The following is a 19,383-nucleotide window of genomic DNA, read 5'->3' on the forward strand; positions in this document are numbered from 1 at the left end:
ATAGTCCTGAAAATAACGCCTATCAGAAGATTCATTACCTTAAAAACACTCAATCATGTCGTGCAAATAACACTATTAATACTAATGATAATGATTAGCGTTTAAATAATGAGAGGCATAATAACTAAGTATTAACAATTTGGCAATAATTAATATCATACATTCTCAATTCTAGTACTTAGTACGCCAGGTGGACGTAGCAATACAACGCAGCAACGCTTGGTACTAACTATAAATATGCTATCGAATATGATGCTGGCCACGAGTTGAATCTATATAAACAAAGCTTAAAAATCATCACTTCTATCATCACGTCTATAGCAGCCTGCTATTAACTTAGCTCATCACTTGTATTTCTTGTACTACTGTACTAGAATGCTGATACAAGCCAAAAATATCATGGTTATCCTGGCTATTTTTGATTAAGACGACTGATTATAAGACGATAAATTATGAGTACCGACCCTTATCACAGCTTACTGAGTCATCTGGCAAACTGTACTGATAGCACAGAGATTGAAAAGCTACTCAGTGCCCTGCTGACAGATAAAGAGCAGCATGATATTGCTAACCGCATTCGTATCTTTGACTTGCTTGATCGAGGTATCACGCAGCGTGACATCTCTGAGCAACTAGGCGTTGGTATTGCTACTGTCTCTCGCGGTGCTAGAGCCATGCACAGCCATGATGTGAGTGCATTACTTGCGACTCATAGAGAACGGTCTTAAACCACCGATCCCAATACCGTTTACCCTTTTCCTCATTACTTTATTAATTGTTGATTGACACATATTTGAACCATTTTGGACTTTATTATGACTGCTAGTACGCCCATACATATCCAACCTGCACCTATCGATATCCCGAGCAAACCACAACGTATCAAGCTCACGCAAGATATCGATTTTTTTGCATTATTCAAACGTATCGAGAGCGCTTTTGACACCTGTTATTTGCTCGAATCATTGGGCGAAGACAGTCACATCTCACGCCACCATGCCATCGGCTTTGATCCTGTGACCACCATCGCTGCTATTGACCGTAATACGCTCGCTATCACGGACAATAAAACGGCTGAAACGACTCGTTATCAAACTGACAATCCTTATCAATTGCTCCGCGCCATCACGCCGCAGCACGTCATTGCCCGTGATCAAAGTGGCGGTCTCGTTGGTTATTTGGGCTATGACTGCGTCAATTTTTTTGAGCCAAGCCTGACAGCCAAAGCCAGTGACGACTTTGAGCCATTTAAATTTGGCGTCTATTTAGATGGATTGACGCTCGATAAAATGACGGGTGAGATTTTCTACTTTTATTATCCAACCGCTCAGCAGAATAATCGTATCGAGCAAATCAAAGCCCTACTTGATGAGCCAGTTCCCAGCTACGAAGCGCCCACCGTTGAATTTTTGGGCGATGGTATGAGTCAAGAGGAGCATGCCAAGGTAGTGATGCAGGTCAAAGAAGACATCATCTCTGGTCGTATCTTTCAGTGTGAGGTTGGGTTTAAGTCCAAATATCGTATTGCTGGCGACAAAATGCCCATCTACGAAAAATTGCGTACCGTGAACCCCTCGCCGCACATGTATTTTATGAAATTTGCTCAGCAGTGCATTATTGGTGCTTCCCCTGAGCTACTGTTTCGCTTGCGTCAAGGCGAGATGGAAACTTACCCACTCGCAGGTACTGCCAAGCGTGGCGTCGATGTAGCAGAAGATCGCAAACTTGCTCGCGCCCTACTCAACGATGACAAAGAAATTGCCGAGCACAATATGCTGGTTGATTTGCATCGTAATGATATTGGCCGAGTGGCGCGATTTGGCACGGTAAAAGTGCGTAGTTTGATGGACATCAAGCGCTTCTCGCACGTACAGCATATTTCCTCTGAGATCGTCGGCATCCTGCACCCTGACGAAGATATGTTCAGTGCCCTTGCCAGCAACTTCCCCGCTGGTACGTTATCAGGCGCTCCTAAGGTAGAGGCTATTAAGGTGATTAACGAGCTTGAACCAGATGGTCGCGGCGCGTATGGCGGCGCGCTGGGTTCATTTAACTTCAATGGTGATTGCATCTTTGCCATTCCAATTCGTAGCCTGTTTATCAGCGGCGAGTCAGCCTACGCGCAAACGTGCGGCGGCAATGTCTATGACTCAAACCCAGCGGATGAGTATCTAGAGATTCAGCGTAAGCTGTCGGCGATGAAAGTCGTATTAGACAGCTTTATGCAACCATAGTTACCCCTATTTTTATCAAAGAGTTTATGACCCATGAATGTTTTAATTATCGATAACTACGACTCGTTTACCTTCAATCTGTACCAATATGTCGGCGAGATTTTGCAAACCTTGAGCGATGATAAAGAAACCAGCGTCACCGTGAAGCGCAATAATGAGATTACCCTCGCAGAGGTAGAAGCAATGAATCTGGATAGAATCATCATTTCACCTGGCCCTGGCTCCCCTGATGATCCTGCCTATTTTGGTATATGTAGCGAGGTCATCGAGAAACTGGGCAAAACTGTGCCACTACTGGGCGTGTGCCTCGGTATGCAAGGTATCGCGCATGTGTTCGGCGGCGATGTGATACGCGCTAGTGTGCCGATGCATGGCAAGGTCTCATCGATTCGCCATGATGGTAAGGGTATCTATCAGGGCTTGCCGCAAGCGCTTGAAATCATGCGCTATCACTCACTGGTGGTCAAAGCCGACACTCTACCCGACTGCTTGCAGATTACCTCAGTCGTCGCCAATGACGAGCGAGCGACATTAAGCTTTGATGAATCTGCGCTGACGGGCGATGAAATTATGGGACTAAAGCACAAAGACTATCCAATTCAAGGCGTGCAATTTCACCCAGAATCGTTTGCCACTGAAGGCGCTAAGCGTTTGCTGAGTAATTTTTTACTGCAGGTGTAAATGCTACTATCCAGCCACGTCTTCCATTTTAAATAATAGTCGATTGAATTTAGACCACGCCCTAGTAGCAGTTTATAATCTTTTAATGATAGACTAAAAGAACAAACAAAAGACAGCCCTTGAACCGGTTGTCTTTTCTTATTGCAATATGGCTTGGTGCCTTTACATCACAGGCACTCTGGCAATAGCCCAATGTCATTTAGATCGTAAGAAGAACTCAGTATGGCAAATCTTGAAAGCACAGCGGCGATACACTCGCATCAGTCATGGATAGGCATTGTCCAAATCATCACCGCGGCAACCTGCTGGGGGACGCTTGGAATATTCTCAACCTACCTCAATCAAATGGGCTTTAGTGGTTGGCAAGTCACGATATTACGCATTGTGACGGCAGCAGTGATTATCTTAGCCATGCTACCGACCCTATGGCCACAGCTGATCAAACTACGACCCAAGCAGTGGTTTGGGTTGGCACTTCAGTCCTTGATTGGTGTGCTGGGGATGTCCGTCTGCTATTTTTTTGCTGTCAGTTATGTTGGTGCGGGCCCTGCGGTAGCCCTGCTGTATACCGCGCCTGTGTTTAGCCTGCTATTCTCAAAGTTTTTGCTCAGTGAGTCCATTACGCGAAAATCTATCGCGCTGGCATTCATGGCGGTTTTTGGGGTTGGGTTGACGATGCTGGGTGAGCAAGCAGAGGTCAATTGGGGTGTTTTGCTCGGGTTGGCAGCAGGGATGTGCTACTCCTTATACGGCGTGCTCGGCAAGCGCGCGATGCATGACGCGCATCCAGCTCCTTTGGTGTTTTTTACCTCTGTGATCATCAGCGCGTGCGGGCTGCTACTACTACCCGAAACGTATCACACCTATGAGCAGCTAATGTCGTTACCACTACTGACTTGGGGCTATGTGTTAGGGCTGTCGCTCTTGGGTACAGTCGTGCCCTTTGGCCTGTATATGAAAGCATTAGAGAAGCTGCCTGCCTCGCGTGCTTCTGTTTTTACCATTTTTGAGCCGTTGACGGCGATTGCGCTGGCAATGATACTGCTACATCAAGCTCTGTCTTGGATTCAATATCTGGGCGTAACGCTGATTTTGCTGGCGGCGTTGTTAAATGCAGTGGTTAATGGCACAACCACGCGCGTCCCTCGCTGGCTTAAAAGACGGCAAACGGTCTAGCCTTGTTATTTGGTTGTCTGGCAGGGTGCGATAACCAAATTTGGATTAAAAAACGACGCAATAGATAAACTTTATTAAAAGGTATTTTTCTCGCTTGCTGTATCTCCGCTGACAGAGACTACGTAAAATTTATCCCAAACCGTCAAACTCAAATTATAGACACAAAAAAAGCCCTCAATGGGCTTCTTTCTAACTAAACATATTGCAACGATATAAATCGCTTACTGCTCGATACGCTGCAAAAATGCCTGCGTACGCGGATGCGTTGAGTCTTCAAATAACTGCTTAGCGCTGCCCTCTTCGACGACAACGCCGTCTTCGATCAAGACCACGTGGTCGGCAACGTCACGGGCAAAATTGATTTCGTGAGTGACCACGACCATCGTCCAGCCTTCTGACGCCAACTGCTTCATCGTCTCAAGCACATCTTGTACCAGCTCTGGATCAAGCGCGGACGTTGGCTCATCAAACAATAACAATGAAGGCTCAATCGCGAGCGCACGGGCGATGCCAATACGCTGCTGCTGACCACCAGATAGCTGGAACGGGTACAGCTCAGCTTTGTCCGCCAGTCCGACTTTTTCAAGCAATACCAGCGCGTCTTTACGCATCTCAGCCTTGTTTTTACCTTGTACCACTGTCGGGCCGAGCATGAGATTTTCGATCGCAGTCTTGTGCGGAAACAAATTATAAGACTGAAACACCATACCTGATTTGCGCTGCAAAGCGAGCAGCGTTTTTTTGCTTGGCTTAGTCGCAAAGTCAACTTTTAAGCTGTCATCATCAAATGCAATGACACCTTTATCAGGAATCTCCAGCGCATTGAGACAGCGCAAAAACGTGGTTTTACCCGATCCTGAAGGTCCTAATATGACGACCACCTTACCTTTATTGATGGTCAAGTCGATGCCTTTTAGCACCTGATTGCCACCAAAGGCTTTATGAATATTAGTGACTTTGATCATAAAAATTCCTGTTGTGCTGGTCTATATGTACGATGGTCGGTTGCTAAGCGCTCTTGTCAAGCAGCTCAGCTATGACTTACTTTGCCACGTAACGGTCTAATCGAGTCTCAAGCTTGCCTTGGATAAAGGTCAAGAACAGACAGATACCCCAATAAATAATCGCCGCTTCGGTATACACCAGCATAAATTCATAGTTACGTGCTGTGATGATCTGCGCTTGTTTAAACAGCTCAGTGACCAATACCAGTGATGCAAGTGAAGTGTCTTTTACTAGACTGATAAAGGTATTAGACAATGGCGGCACTGACACGCGCAGCGCTTGCGGTAAAATCACATGACGAAATGTCTGTAGATACGTCAAGCCGACCGTTGAACCCGCTTCCCATTGCCCTTTTGGAATCGACAAAATCGAGGCACGCACCGTCTCTGATGCATACGCACCAATATTGAGCGAGAATGCAATGATCGCTGAAGGAAACGGATCGAGCTTGACGCCTACACTTGGTAAACCGTAGAAAATAATAAACAGCTGAACCAGCATCGGTGTACCACGAATCGCGGATACATAGATACGAGCCAATCGATAAATAATCTCATGGAACCAACCAGTACGCGGTACGATTCGAATCAATGCGACGGTCAGGGCAATGGCCATACCGATAGAAAACGATATCAGCGCCAGCGGTATCGAATAATAGATACCGCCTTTGAGCATTGGCCAAAACGACGAGATGACGATCTGCGCCCGATCAGGACTTATAAATGGCAATAATGCCAATAGTTCTGCAAGCACAGACGTGATAGAAGCCAACATTACTTCTGCTGACTTACATCAGCACCAAAGAACTCTTCGCTAAGCTTGGTGAGTGTACCATCAGCGGCGAGTGCGGCCATTGCTTCATCCAATTTTGCCACCACTTCATCGTTGCCTTTGATAAGCACGAGACCTGAGCCTGTTTGTTCACTTGGTGGGGCTGTCAGTTTGATCTCAAGATCAGAATCTGGGAATTTTTTGAGATAATCAAGCACGGCTAGATTGTCATTCATTGTAAAGTCAGCGCGGTCTTGCTTCACCAATTGAATCGCTTGTGCCATACCATCGACAGGGACGATTTCTGCGCCGTATTTTTCTGCCAGCTCGCCGTAGTTACTGCTGAGTGATTGAGCCGTACGTAAGCCTTTTAGGCCATCCCAAGAGCTATAACGGTTGTCATCAGTCGGTGCCAATGCAACCGCGCCTGACCAGCTATAAGCCATAGATTTGTCATATTTAGCTTGACGCTCAGGCGTCGTTAAGCTGACTTGGTTGGCCACCATATCAAAGCGTTTTGAATCCAAACCTGCTAGCATCGCATCCCACTGAGTCTCTTTAAACTCAACGTCTACGCCTAGCTTGTCAGCGACCGCACGCGTCACTTCGACGTCATAGCCTGTCAGCTTGCCACTCTCATCATGATAGGTAAATGGAGGATATGTACCCTCTGTACCGACGTTAATGGTGCCGCCGTTATTGATACGTTGCAGCAAATCAGAACCGCCAGTCGAGGTGGTGTCAGTGGCAGTAGTGTCAGCTTCATTAGTATTAGACTGACCACAAGCGGCAAGTAACACAGTACTAGCAGCAAGGGCTAAAAGAGTACGACGTTTCATAAGACGTCCTTATAAAAGTAGATGAATGAGATAAAAGGGTTTACATGAAAACAGTTAGCGCCAATAAATAGGGAAAAGCCGATACAAAAGGGCAATATAATAATCGCCCTGCAACATTCGGCTTTGGTTGCTCGATTTGAGGTTAGTCAGCATATTTTTCAATGCTGCGACCCTGTTATTTTCGAATTTTTATAGCGTATGATCATTCAATAGGCAGCCGATCAGACGTTCATAGTTGCTACTGGATCAATCGCTGCTCATAAATATAATATCTTACTTTAGATAAAAAAGCGTACAAACTCCGTGAGCGTGCGTCAGGTAATGACCGCCATTAGCGCAAAACTACAACTCACCTGAGAATTGATAGCGATCACCAGCATGCCACATCTTGACAAAGGTGACGACTTGACCGGCTGAATAAGTCTGGCGACGCAATACCAATGTCGGCGACTGCGGCGCAATCTGCAACGCATCTGCCACCTCGTTTGGTGCTGCAAGCGCACGTATGGTGTAGCTGCCACTCTCTAGCGGTATTTTGGCAACCAAATAATCACTGGTATTGACCACGGTAAAATCCTGATCAATAAAATGTGGCACTTTTTTGGCATCAACCCAGCGCTCTTCGAATTGTATGGGCTGACCATCTGCAACGTGAATGATTTTCACCTCATATAAAATCGGTGCATCACTAGCGTCTGTATGAGTCACGGTAGCCATTTCATCAATACCAAACTTACGGCGCAACTCATCATCGAGCATAGCAGCAGTCACCGCGCGCTTACTCACCACTTTTGCTTCATAATCGCGATTGGCAGATTTGAGATCCTCTGCGATATTACGCACTTCTACAAAGGTATGGTTGAATTGCTGCTGCGCGACAAAGGTTCCTGAGCCTTGACGCCGCTCCAATACACGCTCTTCGCTTAGCTCTTTGAGCGCGCGATTCACCGTCATCCGTGAGACACCAAACTCTGTCGCCAGTGCCATTTCTGTAGAGATCGCACTGCCCGCTTGCCATTTGCCAGAGTGAATATTGTCTAATATCGCATTTTTAATCCGCTGATACGCCGGAATCGTTTTTGTCATATTCGTTTTAAACCGTCAGTTCCGCTAATAAGAGTAGCGCCATAATATCACGACAATCATGCGAACTTTTATTCATATCACTCTATCAGTTATGCTCTTTTTTTTCATTAATTCTAATTCTTATCAAAAATCCTTGCATGAAAAAAGTATCTTTGATAATTTGTATATACAACTTATAGCAAGTCTAAAAATCTTGATCTAGCTACTCTATATTTCGATGCCTTTATAGACTGCCTATAAAACATTTACTCTGATTATTTTATCGCCCTATGAGCTACCACAAGGATATGACCATGACTACTGAAAACGGAACCAACAATAAACTTACCCGCCGTGATGAGTCTCGCGATATCGCTGCGCCTACAGGCAGCACACTACATTGTAAAAGCTGGCTGACCGAAGCGCCGTATCGCATGCTGCAAAACAACCTACATCCTGATGTAGCAGAAAACCCAAAAAGTCTTGTGGTATACGGTGGTATCGGACGCGCCGCGCGTAACTGGGAGAGCTATGATCAAATCCTAGAGTCATTAAAAAAATTAGAAGATGACGAAACCTTACTCGTACAATCAGGCAAGCCTGTGGGCGTGTTTCAAACTCATGAGAACGCACCGCGCGTATTGATTGCCAACTCAAACCTAGTACCACGCTGGGCAACGTGGGAGCACTTCAATGAGCTCGATCGCAAAGACTTATTTATGTACGGACAGATGACCGCAGGTAGCTGGATTTATATCGGTACGCAAGGCATCGTGCAAGGCACATACGAGACTTTTGTTGAAGCGGGTCGTCAGCATTATAATGGCAGCTGGGAAGGTCGCTGGATTTTGACCGCAGGTCTTGGCGGTATGGGCGGCGCGCAGCCACTGGCCGCAACCTTTGCAGGCGCAACCTCATTGAACATCGAATGCCAGCAATCAAGCATCGATTTCCGTTTGCGCACGGGTTATGTCGATAAGCAAGCGCGCGATCTTGACCATGCTTATGAATTGATTGAGCAGCATACCAAAGCAGGCGAGGCGATCTCTATCGCGCTACTTAGTAACGCTGCAGATATCTTGCCTGAAATCGTTAAGCGCGCTCGTGAAGGAGACATCAAACCTGATTTGGTGACCGATCAAACCTCAGCGCACGACCTGATCAATGGCTATCTACCAAGCGGCTGGACTGTTGAAGAATGGAAGTCCGCTCAAGAAGATCCAGAGCAATATGCAGCTCTCACCAAAGCCGCTGCTGAGTCTTGTGCCGTACATGTCCAAGCGATTTTAGACTTGCAAGCGATGGATATTCCAGCGACCGATTACGGTAATAATATCCGTCAGGTGGCGTTCGATGAAGGGGTTGAGGATGCCTTTAATTTCCCCGGTTTTGTCCCTGCTTATATTCGTCCGCTGTTTTGCCAAGGCAAAGGTCCGTTCCGTTGGGTGGCGCTCTCAGGTGATCCAGAAGACATCTATAAGACCGATCAAAAAATCAAAGAGCTGTTCCCTGAAAACAAGCATATCCATCGCTGGCTCGATATGGCAAAAGAGCGTATTCAGTTCCAAGGCTTGCCTGCACGTATCTGCTGGTTGGGTCTGGGCGAGCGTGACAAAGCAGGTTTGGCATTTAATGAAATGGTCAAAAACGGTGAGCTAAAAGGCCCAATCGTGATTGGTCGTGACCACCTCGACACGGGCTCGGTCGCCAGCCCCAACCGCGAGACCGAAAGCATGAAAGACGGCTCAGATGCGGTATCTGATTGGGCACTGTTGAACGGTATGCTAAACGTGGCAGGCGGCGCAACGTGGGTATCACTACATCATGGCGGCGGTGTCGGCATGGGCTACTCGCAGCATTCAGGCATGGTCATCGTGGCGGACGGTACAGATGCCGCAGCCAAACGCTTGTCACGCGTATTGGTCAATGACTGCGGCTCAGGCGTTATGCGTCATGCCGATGCAGGTTATGAGTTGGCGATTAAGACAGCGAAAGATTATGGTTTAAATCTGCCAATGATCAAATAGTTTGAACTACCTTAATATTATAAAAACAAACACTTATATGACTATGCAACTAGGATTACCCTTATGAGCAACATCAAACAACTAACCCTACACCCACGCCAGCTTAGCTTTGAGATGCTACGCGACATCTACGATCAGCCCGTGGTATTGAGCTTGCCTGAGAGTGCGTATGAGGCGATTGACGCCTCGCATAACAATGTCAAAACCATTATTGAGCGTGATAAGAGCGCCTACGGCATTAATACCGGCTTTGGTCTGCTTGCCAAAACCCGCATCAGTGATGACCAGCTTGAACTGCTACAGCGTAACCTAATCATTTCTCACTCGGTAGGTACGGGTGACGCGCTACCAGAGGGCGTGGTGCGCCTGATTATGGTGATGAAAGTTGCTAGCCTAGCACAAGGTGTGTCTGGCGTACGTCGCGAGGTGGTAGATAGTTTACTTGGTTTAATCAACAATCAAATCACCCCAAATATCCCAGCCAAAGGCTCAGTTGGTGCCTCTGGTGACTTAGCGCCACTATCACATATGACACTTGCGATGATGGGCGAAGGTGATGTGTTTGTCGCTGGTAAAAAAGTGCCAGCTGCTGATGCCCTAGCAAAGCATGGACTTGAGCCTATTACTCTTGCAGCCAAAGAAGGCCTTGCGCTTATCAACGGTACGCAAGTCTCAACTGCGCTGGCATTACGTGGTTATTTCTTAGCGCGTGATTTACTTGAGACTGCTACTATCGTCGGCTCACTGTCAATTGATGCCGCCAAAGGCTCAGATTCACCATTTGATGCGCGTATTCACGAAGTACGCGGTCATCATGGTCAAATAGAGATCGCCAAAGCACACCGTCAATTGATCAAAGGCAGTGCTATCCGCGCCTCGCACGATGGTGAACAAGATGATCGCGTTCAAGACCCTTATTGCTTACGTTGCCAGCCACAGGTCATGGGTGCTTGTCTTGATATCATCAACCAAGCAGGGAAAACGCTGCTCATCGAATCTAATGCGGTAACAGACAATCCGCTTATCTTTAATAATGAAGATGGTCCGGTCGCCATATCAGGTGGTAACTTCCATGCTGAGCCAGTCGCTTTTGCCGCGGATATTTTAGCATTGGCAATCGCTGAGATTGGCTCGATGTCTGAGCGCCGTGTCGCTTTGCTGATCGATGCAACTTTGTCAGGTGGTCTGCCACCATTCCTAGTCGATAACGCTGGGGTCAACTCAGGCTTTATGATTGCGCATGTAACCGCAGCAGCACTGGCTTCAGAAAACAAATCTATCGCCCATCCTGGTAGCGTCGATAGCATCCCGACTTCTGCCAACCAAGAAGACCATGTATCCATGGCTACCTATTGCGCACGCCGCCTATATGAGATGGCGCAAAACACTGCGACTATCATAGGTATTGAGCTATTGGCCGCTGGTCAAGGTATTGATTTTCATCGCGGACTTGAGACATCAGAGCCGTTGACTGTGGCACATCAAAAACTACGTGAGAAAGTGACGTTCTATGATAAAGATCGCTACCTCGCCCCTGATATCGAAGCGGCCAAGCAGTTAGTACTAGACGGTACACTTGCTGAGCATTGGCAAGAACTACGTAGCGACTGGTACGAGTCTAAATAAGCATTGGCTGGTAAAAGGAGAGCCATGATGGCAGTCACAAACTTGACCATACCCATTTGCCATACACCTGCTGATATGACTCAGTGGACAGGACGCGCAGAGCCGTTTGAGACTGCACGCGCCCGTTATTGGTATCAGCTTGCTCAGCTTTATGAGGCTCAACATATTGGGCTAATTGGCTTTGCCTGTGATCAAGGCGTCAGACGCAATCAAGGCCGCGTGGGTGCTAGAGCTGCACCGTCATTGATTCGTCGAGCTTTTGCTACGCTGCCAGTCATCGCTGATTTGCAACAACGCTTTGATAGCCAATTATCAACCTTATTGGGTGATGCTGGCGACATTCATTGTGATGATAATGATGGCTTTGCCGACAGTATTCTTGAGCAAGCTCAGATCAAATATGCCGATGCAGTGAGCACTATCGTCAAGCAAGGTGGATTACCCATCGGGCTTGGCGGTGGTCATGCCATTGCTTATGGTAGCTTTTTGGGATTATGGCAGGCCTTAGAAAAGGCAAACGATACAACTATCAGCACATCCGCAGCACCGACAATCGGGATTATTAATTTCGATGCCCATCTTGATATTCGTCAGTCTGATGTGGCGACTTCTGGTACACCGTTTCGCCAGATTGCCGAGCATCTTGACGCACACGATCAGCCCTTTCATTATTGCTGTATTGGCGTCAGTCGCTTTTCTAATACCGCCGCGCTCTTTGATCGCGCTGAGCAACTGGGTGTACAGGTTATTAGTGATGAAGACTGTCATTATCAGCCTTGGGACACCATTGCCGAGCAGGTCAAAAGCTTCATAGATCAGGTTGATATTATTTATCTCACTATTGATATGGACTGTCTCCCCTCTAGTGTCGTTCCGGGTGTCAGTGCGCCTGCTGCTTTTGGTATTGAGCTTGGTTTTGTTGAGCGTATGGTCAAGCTGATTGTGTCATCAGGCAAAGTAAAAATGGCAGATATTGCTGAGATCAACCCAACCTTTGATGTGGATAGTCGTAGCTGCAAAGTCGCTGCTCGACTGCTGGCAACGATTGTAGAACAGCACTTACTTGTCACTTAGATCTTACAAGCAAAGGTCTTGCAAACAAAGATCGCTCGCCTCCCAATTATTAGGAGCATACTATGAATGAATCAGAAAATTTTAAAGAGCAGACGCTCGACGAATCTACTATGACATCGTTTGACCACCTTATTATCAATGCCAATATTGCGACGTTTTCAGCGCACTATGGTTTTAATCTTTATGAAAATTCAGATACTAATAACGTCCCATACGGTCAGCTAGAGAGCGCGGCTATCGGTATTAAAGACGGCAAGATTGCATGGATTGGGGCACAAGAGCAAATCACGACGCATCTGCCACATTATCACGAGAACCAAATCACAGACGCCGATGGCAAATGGCTAACGCCTGGGCTTATCGATTGTCATACGCACATTGTCTATGGTGGCAACCGCAGCAATGAATTCGAAGCGCGTTTGCAAGGGGCCAGTTACCAAGACATCGCAGCACAAGGCGGCGGTATTGTCGCAACCGTGAGTGCCACCCGCACGGCCAGTATTGAATCGCTATTTACCCAAAGTGAAAAGCGCCTACTTGCGCTGATGAAAGAAGGCGTCACCAGCATCGAAATCAAATCAGGTTATGGTCTTGACTTAGATACTGAGCGCAAAATGCTCACCGTCGCACGCCAGCTTGGCGAAAAATACGACATCCACGTCAGCACCACGTATCTTGCAGCGCACGCCTTACCACCTGAATATAAGTCCCATATGCAGGACCGTGCGGACGACTATATCGAGCAAGTCTGTGAGTGGCTACCAATCCTGCATGCAGAAGGCTTGGTTGATGCGGTCGATGGCTTTTGTGAAAACATTGCGTTTAGTAGCGATCAGATTAGACACGTTTTTGAGGTTGCACGCTCCTTAGACCTGCCGGTCAAACTACACGCTGAGCAGTTATCTGACATCGGCGGTAGCGCTTTAGTTGCCGAATACAAAGGGCTATCTAGCGACCATTTAGAACATTTATCAGAAACTGACATAGAGAAAATGGCTGCTAGCAACACGGTTGCGGTGATATTGCCCGGAGCGTTTTATACCTTGCGTGACACCAAGCTGCCACCGATTGAGGCACTTCGCAAGCATCAAGTTCCTATGGCGATTTCAACCGATTGTAACCCCGGTACCTCACCGTTAACGTCGCTGTTGTTGGCAATGAATATGGGCTGTACGCTGTTTTACCTCACGCCTGAAGAAGTATTGGCAGGATCAACCGTTTATGCAGCCAAGGCTTTGGGTCTATCTAATAAAGGCAAAACAGAAGTGGGCTGTGATGCTGATCTGGTACTGTGGGATATCGCTCGTCCTGCTGACTTGGCCTATCAGATGGGACTGAACCCCATTGCAGGCACTATGTTTCAAGGTCAATGGCGTGATAAAGCTTAACGAATACGCCTTGATTTATCGTCACTAAAAAAGCCCCTATCATTGAATGATGGAGGCTTTTTGGTCGTTACATTGCAAGTTTTATGAAATAGCAGAAAAAACTTATCATAACCTTAGTTTAAATAGGGATTTACTATATCAATATTTTTAGTAAGGATTTATAATACCCTTTTTCAAACAGGGTTATTTTTGGCTAACTATAGTTCATAAATAAAAATTAACACACAGTATAGAGAAAGCGATATGCGTACAGATTCATTTCAACAGATATTGGAAGACTTAAACAGCTCATCAGCAGATGTTGAAGCATCTGCCCTAATCTCTAACGATGGTCTGATGATTGCCTCAGCTCTACCAACTGGCGTTGATGAAGATCGTGTGGGTGCGATGTCAGCAGCACTGCTATCATTAGGCGACCGTGCAGGCCGCGAATTGGCACGCGGTAGTATCGATCGCATCATGATTCAAGGCGAGATGGGCTACGTAATCATGACGTCATCAGGCGATGAAGCGGTACTCACTATCATGGCAAAACCCAATGCCAAGCTTGGTTTGATATTCTTGGACATCAAGCGCGCCTCAGAAGCCCTAGCAAAACTCATTTGATTGATGGCTTTGGCTTTTTGACGAGTGCCCTATGTACTCGATTTTACTCATTATAAATATAACGACCAACGAAGGAGATGACCATGGGTTCTCCAATCCCTGATGCACACAAGCCTGACCTGCCTGCTGAGCAAGTCACCCTGACCTATCATGATGGCACCTCTCGAACTGTCTATGATACAGGTGTAGAGCGTCCCTACCCAGATGGTAAGCTCATTGTCTCGCGTACCGATTTAGACGGTATTATCACTCACGTCAACGACGCCTTTGTCGAGATTAGTGGCTACCACGTCGATGAGCTCATCGGTCAACAGCACTATATTCTGCGTCATCCTGATATGCCAAAAGCCGCTTACAAAGACCTGTGGGATACTGCTGAGTCTGGACAAAAATGGCATGGCTATGTCAAAAATTTATGCAAAGACGGCAGTCACTACTGGGTATATGCCACGGTCGTGCCCAATGTTCGCCGCGGCGAAACTGTAGGATACACTTCAGTACGCCGTAAGCCATCACGCAGTAAAATCGAAGCGGCAATGGCTCAGTACGCCCAAATGAAACAAGATGAGGAAGGCTAAATCATGACGACACACAATATGTTAATCGCCCCTGATTTTTCGCCTGAGCGCTTTGCTGGCTGGCATATGTTTAACACCTTGATTCAAAAGCGTGCCAACCTAAACATGCACCTCAATATCCCAGCCTCACATGCTGAGCAAGAGACCTTGATTGAGGCAGGTGATATTCAAATTATCTACGCCAACCCTTTTGATGCCGCTGCCCTCATCCGTGAGCAAGGCTACCGTGCAGTTGCACGTCCCATTGGCAAATCTGATGAGATGGTCATTGCCGCGGCGGCCAATAGCGACATCAATCACTTAGACGATATCCATAAAGGCGCAACCGTTGCGATGGCAGACAATCGAGACGTCAAGCTGATCGGTTTGCGCCTGCTCGAAGCTGTCGATATAGAAGAATCTGACCTCAACTGGGATATCACTGAGACCTATCAAGCAGCTGCTCGTAAAGTCATCAAAGGCGATGCCCAAGCGGCGTTTTTCTTGGCGGAGATTTTTCACAGCTTCTCACGCTTGACCAAAGCTCAGCTCTCAGTATTGATTGAAAGTGATCTGGCAGACATAAGCCACGTCCTTCTCATCAAAGACGACTTTCCAGATGCGCAAATTTTTATAGAAGCCATCCTGGATTTGCATAGCGATGATGATGGAAAAGAAGCCTTAACTGAGCTTGGTATGCCTGAAGGGTTTGAGGCCATGAGTGAAGAGGATGCTGAATTTATGATTGATTTGATGCAGACATTGCTGGATTGATGGCTCATTGACACTCATATTATCAGAGGTTGTTTTGCTGAATGAGCTCATAGCCTGAGGCACTGGTTGTCGTCACGGCTATGACACAAGGAGACCATTATGTCTGATTCAGACCTGATCAAAGAAAACGAGAAAGTGGCGCACCGAGTCTTTCGGTTTTATTCACGCAAAGTGTTTTTGGCATCCAACAACCGTTACTTTCATGAGCAGCGCATCAACGCCGCCTTATTACTCACCGAAAAAGAACCCCTACAGGGCGCGGTAGCAGACTTTTTCTATGGGTGCTGGTTTGACATTCCATACGATGTCAATAATCTGTTTACGCGTATCAAAGACCGTTTGACCCCTGAGGCCAAGCAAGGGTTTCGCGATTGTATTGATAAAAAAAGCTATATTCAGCGCAACAGTATGCTCGCCACTCGCTGGAGCGTTTTGGTATCACCGTCGCTCAATGAGCAAAAACAACGCTTGCGCATCAGTAGCGATGATGCCAAAGAAATCGCTAAAGACATCACAAGCGAGTTGATGCAAGCACGTGCTAGCCACGACTGGGGCACCATTGAGCAAATTGAAAATGAGTTTTTTGCCTACTGTACGGCGCGCAACGATCGTCTGGCATTTTCCTTAGTTTGGTTTAGCTTGGGCAAAAGTGATTGGCAATTTGATCAACGCTGGGATAACTGCCAACAGCATTTGGATCAGACCATCAAGCCTACCACGACATCATAAACTGTCATGCGTTTATAACTTAACTTCTATCACTTTTTACCACTTTTTCATCGCTAAGGTAGCCGCTATGTCTTCTTATTTGAATGCCGATAAGACCTATCTAACCTTAACGCCTGCTGGTATTTTTGAGGCGTTTTCACAGAATGAGCCGACTGACGAGCAGTTGGCGCTACAAGATTTATTGTCTTATGGGCAGACACTACTCGCCGCTGATTGGTTGCAGCGTTATTCTGATATATGGCTACAAAGCTTTATCGAGCAAGGCTGGATTGAAAAACTGTCTTTGCTATTGCCAGCGCCCAATCTACCATTGGATCAGTTTTTGCCTTACGTAGTCGCGAGCTTATCTGGCAAACGCCGTGCCGCAATTGGCTCTGATGAAGGGTTTTGTCTGGCTCGGATTGGTTATAGTCAAGAAGAAGCGGACATGCTCAGTGTCGCTGCTGCTGACTTTTCCGGCTTTATGCTGCGCCAAAAGCAGCGTGGCTGGGCAGTAGAAAGCCAAGCGATCTCGTTTTTTCAGCAAGTTGACTTGCTCATACCTGAAACCAGCTTTGTGTTTTTATGGATCGATGGCGCAGGTTATGTGCTCATCATCGATGGCGAACCCTTAACCAACAGTCGCGCCTTTGTAGAGCTGGTCTGGGCGCTCAAGACCTCTGGACTCAAATTTCTAAATTGATTCAGCAGCACACGCCAGCTTTAACCCTCTCTTGTATGGGCTTGTCAAAATAAACGACAAGCCTATCATGCCAGCATAAAAGCCACTCAACATCTCTCATGCGCTTCTTTTACCGTCCGCTTTCACCAGCCCTTTTATCCAGCAATAACAATACCCTGAGATTTAACAATAACTTGTCATCGTTTAAGTCATACTCTCCTCACAGTTGTAAGACGCTTTTCTTGGCGCTGCCTAGTCTTTTCTAAAACAATAGTTTCTACAAACGCTCATTTTCTACCATTTCTAAGATTTAGATACCCCATTCCAACGTCCTACCTCATCGACAGTGGCAACCTTTGCCAAACCTTGCACTTTTGCTTATTTTTTAGGACAGTTTGTGACTTCGCTGACCACCGTGCGCGTGCGCTATCAAACGATCGAAATTGGCAATACTGACGTTTGCACCCTGCGTGACAATCAGCAATTTAGCGATCCTGATGATGAGGCATTAAACTTGGGTATGTGCTCTGCTTCTTGGCCGATGTTTGGAGTAATCTGGCCGTCAAGCTTGGTGCTGGCCAATCACATGCTTGATTACGATATCGCGGACAAACGAATTTTGGAGGTGGGCTGCGGCATGGCGCTATTAAGTTTGCTGCTCAATCATAGACAAGCTGACATTACAGCGACCGACTATCATCCGACCGTTGAGTATTTCCTTGATAGAAATACCACACTGAATAATAACAAAGAGATTAATTTTGAGCGTTTGGATTGGGCAGAGGATAACAGCCACCTTGCCAAGTTTGATATCATTATCGGCAGTGACTTGCTCTACGAAGACCAACATATTGGGATATTGGCTGAGTTTATCGAACGTCATGCGCTGCCAACCTGTGAAGTCATCGTAGGTGATCCTGGACGCGGGCGTAAAAACAAGCTAACCAATAAGATGATCGAGTTTTGCTTTAGTAGCAAGCACGTCAAACCTGAAAATACGACTTATCTAGCGTTGCCGTTTAAGGGGCATATTTTGACGTTTTCGCGGAGTGGTTAATCGGCAGACTTATCTTTGTCGTTACCAAACTTTGAAATAAGCGCCATGATGACTTCTTGAGAGTTAATTGGATAAGATTCATTACTGACAGATTGGAAGTCTTTAGGTGCGAATATTCTTTGAGCGATTTCTGACTTTATTTTATGTTGCTCTTCTTCAGGTAACGAGGCTATATAGGGATTAATAGCTTTTAAATCCAATGATGTTTGAAGATGAGTATATTGTTGTTGACGATGCTTAGTAGACTCGCGAGCTAAATAAGCAGCTGGAACTGACAACAAAAAGACTAACGCTAATCTTAAAAGAGCATTAGAAAGATCAAAGCTTTGAGTAATTGACTCCAAGAAAGAATAGCCGGCTATTGCTACGATAAGTACCATACAAACTAGTGAGCATATTCTTAACCAATTTGCTGCTTTCCTTTCTTGCTCGGCACTAAGCGCATATTCTGAAACAATAACTCTGCCTGCTGCATTACCCAAAAGTGTATCCAACTCACTATTTTTATCATTAATAGCTTTTAGCTCTTTTTCATATTCTAGCGATATGGCACCAATTTTACTTTTATATGTCTTTTCTAAAGACTCTATTTGTTTCGTTAAACTATCAGCCTTGACTTCACTTTCATCTAGCGCTTTTTTTATTCTACGATTCAACTCTTCAATCTTTTCATTATTATCTTTTAATTTTTTCTTAAAAGATCTATAGTCTTGCATATCGCTTGACACATTTAAACGTGCTTTGTCTGTCAAAGTTACTTTTAAGATTGATGAGCTTTCTATCTTCTTTCGAAGTGCTGTGGCACTACCTGATAGATCATTCTTATGAGATTTGGTCTGCTCACCTACATCATCAATAAACAAACCAATAGACGTTACACTGGAGCAGATATTTAATATAGCCTCGGCAATTTCTTCTATACTTCCTTTATCTGAAATCACCTCATAATCATTAAGAGCCTTTATGAAGTTTTCAATATGATTTTTAGTACTTTTAGATACTGGTTTATCACCGATACTATCTCTAAATTTGTTAAATATTTCTATTATATTTGCTATATCATTCTCAAATCCTAACAGCATATCTTCCATAGTACTCTCAGTCTGCATACAT

Annotated in this window: 19 protein-coding genes; 14 read left to right on the top strand and 5 right to left on the bottom strand. The window is 46.0% G+C overall.

Going from position 1 to position 19,383, the window contains the following annotated elements; genetic code table 11:
• The first annotated feature begins 452 nt into the window (after positions 1–452).
• The 4 genes from BLR43_RS08845 to BLR43_RS08860 all read left to right on the top strand — a co-directional run bounded on the left by BLR43_RS08845 (position 453) and on the right by BLR43_RS08860 (position 4,091).
• The gene (locus tag BLR43_RS08845; RefSeq protein ID WP_093070521.1) at positions 453–728 is read left to right on the top strand and encodes a Trp family transcriptional regulator; all 276 of its coding nucleotides are present in this window, start codon (positions 453–455) and stop codon (positions 726–728) included.
• Between the two features lie 87 nt (positions 729–815).
• Complete coding sequence (locus BLR43_RS08850; protein ID WP_071002163.1) at positions 816–2,234, top strand: anthranilate synthase component I family protein; 1,419 nt, start codon at positions 816–818, stop codon at positions 2,232–2,234.
• Positions 2,235–2,267: 33 nt separating this feature from the next.
• Positions 2,268–2,915, top strand: a complete 648-nt coding sequence (locus BLR43_RS08855) for an anthranilate synthase component II (RefSeq protein ID WP_093070524.1) — start codon at positions 2,268–2,270, stop codon at positions 2,913–2,915.
• 222 nt (positions 2,916–3,137) lie between these two features.
• Positions 3,138–4,091, top strand: coding sequence for a DMT family transporter (locus tag BLR43_RS08860; protein ID WP_093070526.1), 954 nt, complete (start codon positions 3,138–3,140; stop codon positions 4,089–4,091).
• Positions 4,092–4,312: 221 nt separating this feature from the next.
• Here BLR43_RS08860 and BLR43_RS08865 read toward each other — a convergent pair whose 3' ends face one another.
• From BLR43_RS08865 to BLR43_RS08880, 4 genes are all read right to left on the bottom strand, one after another.
• Positions 4,313–5,056, bottom strand: a complete 744-nt coding sequence (locus BLR43_RS08865; protein ID WP_058024436.1) for an amino acid ABC transporter ATP-binding protein — start codon at positions 5,054–5,056, stop codon at positions 4,313–4,315.
• 76 nt (positions 5,057–5,132) lie between these two features.
• A complete protein-coding gene (locus tag BLR43_RS08870; RefSeq protein ID WP_093070529.1) occupies positions 5,133–5,870 on the bottom strand; it encodes an amino acid ABC transporter permease in 738 nt (245 codons plus the stop codon).
• Positions 5,870–6,706 (bottom strand): amino acid ABC transporter substrate-binding protein, encoded by an 837-nt coding sequence (locus BLR43_RS08875; RefSeq protein ID WP_093070531.1) that lies wholly within the window; start codon positions 6,704–6,706, stop codon positions 5,870–5,872. The genes BLR43_RS08870 and BLR43_RS08875 overlap by 1 nt, the downstream gene beginning before the upstream one ends.
• A 342-nt stretch (positions 6,707–7,048) precedes the next feature.
• A complete protein-coding gene (locus BLR43_RS08880) occupies positions 7,049–7,792 on the bottom strand; it encodes a histidine utilization transcriptional repressor HutC (protein ID WP_093070534.1) in 744 nt (247 codons plus the stop codon).
• A gap of 293 nt (positions 7,793–8,085) precedes the next feature.
• Here BLR43_RS08880 and hutU point away from each other — a divergent pair, with 293 nt between their 5' ends.
• The 10 genes from hutU (at position 8,086) to BLR43_RS08930 (ending at position 18,270) form a co-directional block, all read left to right on the top strand.
• Positions 8,086–9,798: a urocanate hydratase gene (hutU, locus tag BLR43_RS08885; protein WP_093070537.1), complete on the top strand. Its 1,713-nt coding sequence runs from the start codon at positions 8,086–8,088 to the stop codon at positions 9,796–9,798.
• Between the two features lie 63 nt (positions 9,799–9,861).
• Entirely contained in the window at positions 9,862–11,424 is a 1,563-nt protein-coding gene (gene hutH, locus BLR43_RS08890; RefSeq protein WP_093070539.1) for a histidine ammonia-lyase, read from the top strand.
• Between the two features lie 24 nt (positions 11,425–11,448).
• Entirely contained in the window at positions 11,449–12,498 is a 1,050-nt protein-coding gene (hutG, locus tag BLR43_RS08895; RefSeq protein ID WP_227674138.1) for a formimidoylglutamase, read from the top strand.
• A 62-nt stretch (positions 12,499–12,560) separates the two neighbouring features.
• Positions 12,561–13,886, top strand: coding sequence for an imidazolonepropionase (hutI, locus tag BLR43_RS08900; protein ID WP_201587484.1), 1,326 nt, complete (start codon positions 12,561–12,563; stop codon positions 13,884–13,886).
• A gap of 243 nt (positions 13,887–14,129) precedes the next feature.
• Positions 14,130–14,492 carry a roadblock/LC7 domain-containing protein gene (locus BLR43_RS08905; protein WP_071002172.1) on the top strand — a complete coding sequence of 121 codons (363 nt, stop codon included), beginning with the start codon at positions 14,130–14,132 and terminating at the stop codon, positions 14,490–14,492.
• 83 nt (positions 14,493–14,575) lie between these two features.
• Entirely contained in the window at positions 14,576–15,070 is a 495-nt protein-coding gene (locus BLR43_RS08910; protein WP_093070544.1) for a PAS domain-containing protein, read from the top strand.
• 3 nt (positions 15,071–15,073) lie between these two features.
• Positions 15,074–15,823 (top strand): PhnD/SsuA/transferrin family substrate-binding protein, encoded by a 750-nt coding sequence (locus BLR43_RS08915; RefSeq protein WP_075106833.1) that lies wholly within the window; start codon positions 15,074–15,076, stop codon positions 15,821–15,823.
• 99 nt (positions 15,824–15,922) lie between these two features.
• Positions 15,923–16,552, top strand: a complete 630-nt coding sequence (locus BLR43_RS08920) for a hypothetical protein (RefSeq protein ID WP_093070547.1) — start codon at positions 15,923–15,925, stop codon at positions 16,550–16,552.
• A gap of 67 nt (positions 16,553–16,619) precedes the next feature.
• The gene (locus BLR43_RS08925) at positions 16,620–17,234 is read left to right on the top strand and encodes a hypothetical protein (protein ID WP_093070549.1); all 615 of its coding nucleotides are present in this window, start codon (positions 16,620–16,622) and stop codon (positions 17,232–17,234) included.
• Between the two features lie 376 nt (positions 17,235–17,610).
• A complete protein-coding gene (locus BLR43_RS08930; RefSeq protein ID WP_093070552.1) occupies positions 17,611–18,270 on the top strand; it encodes a class I SAM-dependent methyltransferase in 660 nt (219 codons plus the stop codon).
• Here the strand turns inward: BLR43_RS08930 and BLR43_RS08935 are convergent.
• Complete coding sequence (locus BLR43_RS08935; protein WP_143007425.1) at positions 18,267–19,361, bottom strand: hypothetical protein; 1,095 nt, start codon at positions 19,359–19,361, stop codon at positions 18,267–18,269. The two genes, BLR43_RS08930 and BLR43_RS08935, sit on opposite strands and share 4 nt — an antisense overlap.
• Positions 19,362–19,383: the final 22 nt, after the last annotated feature.

This window comes from Psychrobacter pacificensis, from assembly GCF_900101915.1.
GTDB classification, from domain to species: Bacteria; Pseudomonadota; Gammaproteobacteria; order Pseudomonadales; family Moraxellaceae; genus Psychrobacter; species Psychrobacter pacificensis.